The sequence below is a fragment of the Micromonospora sp. NPDC002411 genome (assembly GCF_053592955.1).
In genome coordinates, this window is sequence record NZ_JBSFBM010000374.1 from 1 (window position 1) to 6,027 (window position 6,027).

The window sequence follows — 6,027 nt, forward strand, 5'->3', positions numbered from 1 at the left end:
TACACGGCCCGGCTCGACAGGTGAAATCGGATCCCCGGTGATCGTCCGCGCCCTGGTCAGGGCACGACTCGGAGGCGCGGAAGCTCCCCGTCGGCCTGAGCGGGTCTGTTCCCCCAGGTCGCAGGCGACCCGGGCGGCGGACGGGCAGGCGGACCTGGGGATGGAGATGTCGTGTACGTGACGCTGCGGGACCGGCCGGACGATGCCGGTACGAGCCGGGCCCGCAGCGCCGTGCGCCGGGTGTCCGGGACGGTCGTGCTGCTCGGCACGGTCAGTCTTCTCACCGACGTGTCGTCGGAGATGGTGGCCTCGATCCTGCCGCTCTACCTGACCGCCGTGGTCGGCCTGAGCCCTGTCGCGTACGGCTTCCTGGACGGCATCTACCAGGGCGTCAGCGCGCTGGTACGGATCGCCGGAGGCTATGTCGGCGACCGCGGGCAGCGACCGAAGTGGGTGGCGGTGACCGGGTACGCCGCATCGGCGTTGAGCCGCCTGGCGATGCTGCCCGCGGCTGGCTTCGCTGCGATAACCGCGGTGGTCACCGCCGACCGGTTGGGCAAGGGCCTGCGCACCGCGCCCCGGGACGCCCTGATCGCTGCGGCGTCGCAACCGGACGTGCTGGGGCGGGCCTTCGGCGTGCACCGGGCGCTGGACACCCTTGGCGCCGCCATCGGCCCCCTGGTCGCCTTCGCGCTGCTCGCGGCCGTCCCTGGCAGCTACGACTCGATCTTCGTCGTCTCGTTCGCCTTCGCCGTCGCCGGGGTTGCGGTGCTGGTGCTGCTCGTGCCGGACCTGCCGACGGCGGCCGGCGCGGCCCGGGCCACTCTGCGCGAGGTGTTCTCGGAGGTCGCCGGACGAGGTCTGCGGCGACCGCTGCTGGCCGCCGCACTGCTGGGCCTGCTGACCATCGGCGACGGCTTCCTCTACCTGCTCCTGCAGGACCGGGACGACTTCACCGCCCGCTACTTCCCCCTGCTCTACGTGGGGACCAACGTCGCCTACCTGGCGCTGGCCGTACCCATGGGGCTGCTGGCCGACCGGGTCGGCCGCGGCCGGGTGCTGGTCGCCGGTCACCTGGCGCTGCTGGGCGCCTATCTGCTCGCGACGCTGCCCAGCAGCGGCGTCGGCGGGACCCTCGCGGTCCTGGTGCTGCTCGGCACCTTCTACGCCGCCACCGACGGCGTGCTGGCGGCGTTGGTGAGCCGCCTCGTGGGCGCCCGGGCACGAGGAAGCGGCATCGCCGCCGCCCAAACCACCGTGGCGCTGGCCCGGTTCGCCGCGTCGGTGCTGTTCGGTCTGCTCTGGAGCATCCAGGGTCCCCGCCCGGCGCTGCTGCTCTTCGCCGCCCTGCTCGCGGTCGCCGTGCCGATCGCCGCCTGGCTGCTGCGTGGCATCGATCGTCCGACCCCGGCGACGCTCCCCGGCGCCCGACCCGGTGGAGTGCCGGCATGAGAGGGCGGATGGGTGGGCTCGGGCCACGGGCGCGGCTGACGGCGCTGGCAGTGGTGCTGCTGGTGGCGTTCCTCAGCGCGGGCGGTTATGTCTGGCAGGCCCGCCGGGACCTGACCGCCGCACGGACGTCGGCGACCGGCGCGCCGACGCGGGACGACCTCGCCACGGTGCGCGACGTGCCACACCTGGTCTTCCGCAACACGGCCCTCGGCGCCGACTACGGCCGGGTGGCCATGGTCCCGCTCTCGGCGCCGGCCGGGCCGCGCGCGGTCACCGACGCCGCGTGCGAGCGGGTCTACGCGACCCGGGACGAGGCGATCTGCCTCTCCGCCGAGCGGGGCCTGCTGACCACGTACCGGGCGCGGCTGCTCGACGCGGGCTGGTCGGCGCGGCGCGACCTACCGCTGGTCGGCACACCGAGCCGGGCCCGGTTGTCGCCGGACGGGTCGCTGGTGGCGACGACCACGTTCGTCTTCGGGGACTCGTACGCGAATCCGGGGCAGTTCTCCACCCGTACCGTGATCAGCCGGACCGCGGGTGAGGTGATCGGGGACGTCGAGCAGTTCCCACTCGTCGTCGAGGGTGCGGTGGTCACCGCCGTGGACAAGAACCTGTGGGGGGTGACCTTCGCCGACGACGACCGGTTCTACGCCACCGCCGCATCCGGGGGGAAGACCTGGCTGGTCGAGGGGAGTCTCGCCGCCCGCCGGGTGACCGCCCTGCGGGAGGACGCCGAGTGCCCGTCGCTCTCCCCGGACGGGACCCGAATCGCCTTCAAGAAGCACGGCGACCTGCCGCCCGGCCGCTGGCGCCTCGCCGTCTACGACCTCGCGACCGGCACCGAGACGCTGCTCGCCGAGACCCGCAGCGTCGATGACCAGGTCGAATGGCTCGACGACACGAGAATCATCTACGCGCTGCCCCGCGGCGGCACCGGGACGGCGACCAGCGACATCTGGTCAAGCCCGGCCGACGGCCGGGGCGGTCCCGAGCTGCTGGTATCCGACGCCTGGTCGCCGGCGGTGGTCCGGTGAACACCGAAAAGCCGGGCCCACCGCCGGCCGACAGAAGGACTCCTGGCATGTCACGACTGGCCATCATCACCCCCAGCTTCGGGCCGGACTTCGACCGCTGCGCCGACCTGCACCGCTCGGTGCTGGCGCACGCGCCGGATTCGATCCGCCACCACATCATCGTGCCGCGAGCCGATCTGGCGCTGTTCGGTCAGTTGAGCGGGCCGCGCGCGGTGATCCACGACGAGGCGGATTTCCTGCCCCGATCCTTCCGGTCCCTGCCGGGTGGGAACCTCTCGGTCAACCTCCGTCGCCCGTTCCCGCCGTTGCGCGGCTGGATCCTGCAGCAGATCATCAAGCTCGCGGCCGCGGCACGATCAGACGCCGACGTCGTCGTGCTGGTCGACTCGGACATCCAGTTCGTCCGGCCGTTCTCCGCCGACACCTTCCGCCGTGACGAGGTCGTCCGCTTCTATCGCAAACCCGACGAGGTCGACGAGCGGCTGCCCCGGCACGTGATCTGGCACCAGGTCGCCCGGTCCCTGCTCGGTGTGCCGGCGGCCGCGCCGCCCTACCCCGACTACGTCTCGTCGCTGCTGGCGTGGGATCCGGCCGTCGTACGGCGGCTGCTGGCCCGGGTGGAGTCGGTGACCGGGCGTCGGTGGGCGGACGCAATCGGGGCGAAACTGCACTTCTCCGAGTGGACGCTGTACGGCGTCTATGTCGATGAGGTTGCCGGGGCGGGAACGAATGTCGACTCCTTCCGCGTCGCGGACACCCTCTGCCACTCCTACTGGGAAGAAACCCCATTGGACGAACGCGCGATGCGGACGTTTCTCGGCGAGATCCAGGATCACGACATCGCGGTGATGATCTCCGCCAAGTCCAAAACGCCCACGCCGCTGCGTCGAAGGGCACTGGCCGACCTTTCCCTGGCCTGACCACGGACGACAATGTGACGTGCGAGAGCGGCCCGGATACACCGACGGCCCGACGCGGTGGTTGAACCCGGCCGTCCGGCGCGCTGACCGGTGAAACAGGACGATTCCGTGGGTCACGCCAGGGCGGTACGCTCTGGCCAGCCCTCCACTGAAGGATCCCGATCCAAGGGTAGGAACGAGAGCATGGTGCGGCGATTCAACGGATCGACGACGACCATGACCAGCGACGCCAGGCGTGCGAACGGCGGCCGGGCTTCCGGAGAGAGACCCGCCGAGACCCTCCGGGTGGTGCGACCGCAGGGATCCCGCCAGGCCGCTTTCATGCTGCAACTCTTCATCCTCAGCGCCTTCATCTTTCCGTCGGACACGGTGATCCGGATCGTCGGCGCGCAGGGTTACCTGGCCAGCCTCGTCTCCCTTGTCCTCTTCCTGGCCTGGGCGGTGACGGCGCTGCTGGGACTGCACGATCCGGTGCACACCCGCTATCCCGTTCGCGGGGCGTTGGCGCTGCTGTGGATCTGTGCGCTGCTCTCCTACGCCGCCATGCCGCTGTTCACGCCGGACGAGACCCAGCGGCTCAGCGCCGACCGTTGGATGCTGCTGCTCGTCGGCATGTCCGGGGTGATCCTGGTGACCGCCGAGCACCTGCGCAGCCCAGCCGACCTGCTGCGAGTCATTCGGACCGTGGTGTGGGGTGGCGCGTTCTCTGGTGCCGTGGCCACTTTGCAGTTCTGGTTCCTGTGGGACCTCAAGCCGCTGCTACGCCTGGCGCTGCCGGGCTTCGAGACCGGCGACGCGTACGGCTCGTTCCAGGGCCGTGACGCCCTCGTCCGGGTCACCGGGACGACGATTCATCCGATCGAACTGGGCGTGGTCGCCGGCATGCTCCTGCCGGTGGCGATCTGGCTCGGCATTCACGACCGGGAACGCTCGACCGTGCGGCGGTGGCTGCCGGTGGGGCTGATCGGCATGTGCATACCGATGTCCGTCTCCCGGTCGGCGATCCTGGCTGTCGGTGTCGCGATGGCGACGTTCATCATCTGTCTGCCCGCCAAGCAACGGGTCTGGCTGTTCGCCTTCGCGCCGGCCGCCGTTGTCGCCATCTTCGCCACCACACCGGGCTACCTGCGGACGATCATCGGCTCCATCACTGCCGGGTCAGAGGATGCCTCGATCACCAACCGGCTGGACAACTACCCCCGGGTGGTCGCGCTGGTGCAGCAGGCCCCGTGGCTGGGTCGGGGCGGTGGCACGTTCCTCCCGGAGGACGCCACCCGGATTCTGGACAACCAGTACCTGAAGACCTCCATCGAAATGGGCGTCCTGGGCCTGACCGCGCTCGTGCTGTATTTCCTGGTCCCCGCCATCACGGCGCTGCAGGCGCGGGCCCGGACGACCAGTCCCGAGTTGCGCTCGCTGTGCGGCGCGCTGGCCGGTGCCTGCCTCGCCGCGACGGTCGGGGCGTACACCTTCGACGCGTTCTCGTTCGCGCAGTTCGCCTCGGTCCACGCCGTAGTCCTCGGGCTCTGCGCCACCTGCTGGCTGGCCGTCCAGCGGTGGCCCGCGCACACCCAGATCTTCCCCGTGTCGGTGACGGCGGCGGCCCTGCGGCCAGCAGAGCCGGCACCGCCGCAGGCCACCCGCCCGTCTCCTGCCGCAAGAATTGAGCCCTGATGGATCTCCTGGCCCTGTTCACGACCGTGCGACGCCACAAGCTGATCGTGCTGGCAGTGTTGGCAGTGCTGATCGCCGGGAACGCCTTCGTCGCCTTCGGGATACCGCCGGTCTATGAGTCACAGGCGCAGTACGTGCTGATCGCCCCGCCACCCCAGCCCAGCGACGCCGCGATCGAACGGGACCCGACGCTGCTCAAGGTCAACGCCAACAACCCGTACCTGCGACTGCCCAACCCGTCCGTGGTGGTCGACGTGCTGGCCCAGCGGGTGTCGGGTGGCCTGGTCCGCCAGGGGTTGACCAGCCAGGGGGCCGACGAGGACTACACGATCAGCTCGACCAACGCGATCGGCTCGGGCCTGGTCATCAACATCGTGGGCACGGGCAGCTCCCCCGAGTCGGCCGCGAAGACGCTCGATCTGGTGGCCGCGAGCATGGAAAAAGAGCTGTACGACATGCAGAAGGTCGACGGCGCGGACGACAAGTATCTCTTCCAGGCACTGCCGATCAACCCGCCGACGGATCCGACGCGCAAGGTCACCGGGACCATCCGGTCGATGATCGCGGTGTCGGCCGCCTGCCTGGTGCTGCTCTTCGGCATGATCTCGGTCGCCGAGGCGATCGGCCCGCGCCGCACGAAGCAGGTGGTGCCGTTCGACGGTCCGGAAGCTGCCCGTGACGCGGCCGAGCCGACGAAGGCACCCGTCGTACCGCCACGGGCCAACGCCTCCGATCTCACCATCGTCCTACCTCGCGTGCGGGGTGCGGAGCAGCAGGGTCCGGCGAGCCAGCGGCCCACCCGGGACTAGGGCCTGTTTCATAAGGGCGGTCGAGCCGAGGCGGAGTCCGGGCGGCGATCCGGCAAGGCGCGGTTTCGTCCGGATACCGGTGTTGTATCCGGACGAAACCCCAAACCCCCCCGGCGTCGTCCCGGGCAGATCCGAATA

Annotated in this window: 5 protein-coding genes; all 5 read left to right on the forward strand. The window is 70.5% G+C overall.

Annotated elements, in window-relative coordinates; genetic code table 11:
* Positions 1-171: 171 nt before the first annotated feature.
* The 5 genes from ACWCO3_RS29940 to ACWCO3_RS29960 all read left to right on the forward strand — a co-directional run bounded on the left by ACWCO3_RS29940 (position 172) and on the right by ACWCO3_RS29960 (position 5,889).
* Positions 172-1,452 (forward strand): MFS transporter, encoded by a 1,281-nt coding sequence (locus ACWCO3_RS29940; protein ID WP_145783749.1) that lies wholly within the window; start codon positions 172-174, stop codon positions 1,450-1,452.
* Positions 1,449-2,486: a TolB family protein gene (locus ACWCO3_RS29945; RefSeq protein ID WP_450013225.1), complete on the forward strand. Its 1,038-nt coding sequence runs from the start codon at positions 1,449-1,451 to the stop codon at positions 2,484-2,486. The genes ACWCO3_RS29940 and ACWCO3_RS29945 overlap by 4 nt, the downstream gene beginning before the upstream one ends.
* A gap of 47 nt (positions 2,487-2,533) precedes the next feature.
* Positions 2,534-3,406, forward strand: coding sequence for a DUF6492 family protein (locus ACWCO3_RS29950; RefSeq protein ID WP_145783754.1), 873 nt, complete (start codon positions 2,534-2,536; stop codon positions 3,404-3,406).
* Between the two features lie 288 nt (positions 3,407-3,694).
* Positions 3,695-5,080: an O-antigen ligase family protein gene (locus ACWCO3_RS29955; RefSeq protein WP_357937467.1), complete on the forward strand. Its 1,386-nt coding sequence runs from the start codon at positions 3,695-3,697 to the stop codon at positions 5,078-5,080.
* Complete coding sequence (locus ACWCO3_RS29960; RefSeq protein ID WP_145783760.1) at positions 5,080-5,889, forward strand: Wzz/FepE/Etk N-terminal domain-containing protein; 810 nt, start codon at positions 5,080-5,082, stop codon at positions 5,887-5,889. Before ACWCO3_RS29955 ends, ACWCO3_RS29960 begins: the two co-directional genes overlap by 1 nt.
* Positions 5,890-6,027 lie beyond the last annotated feature (138 nt).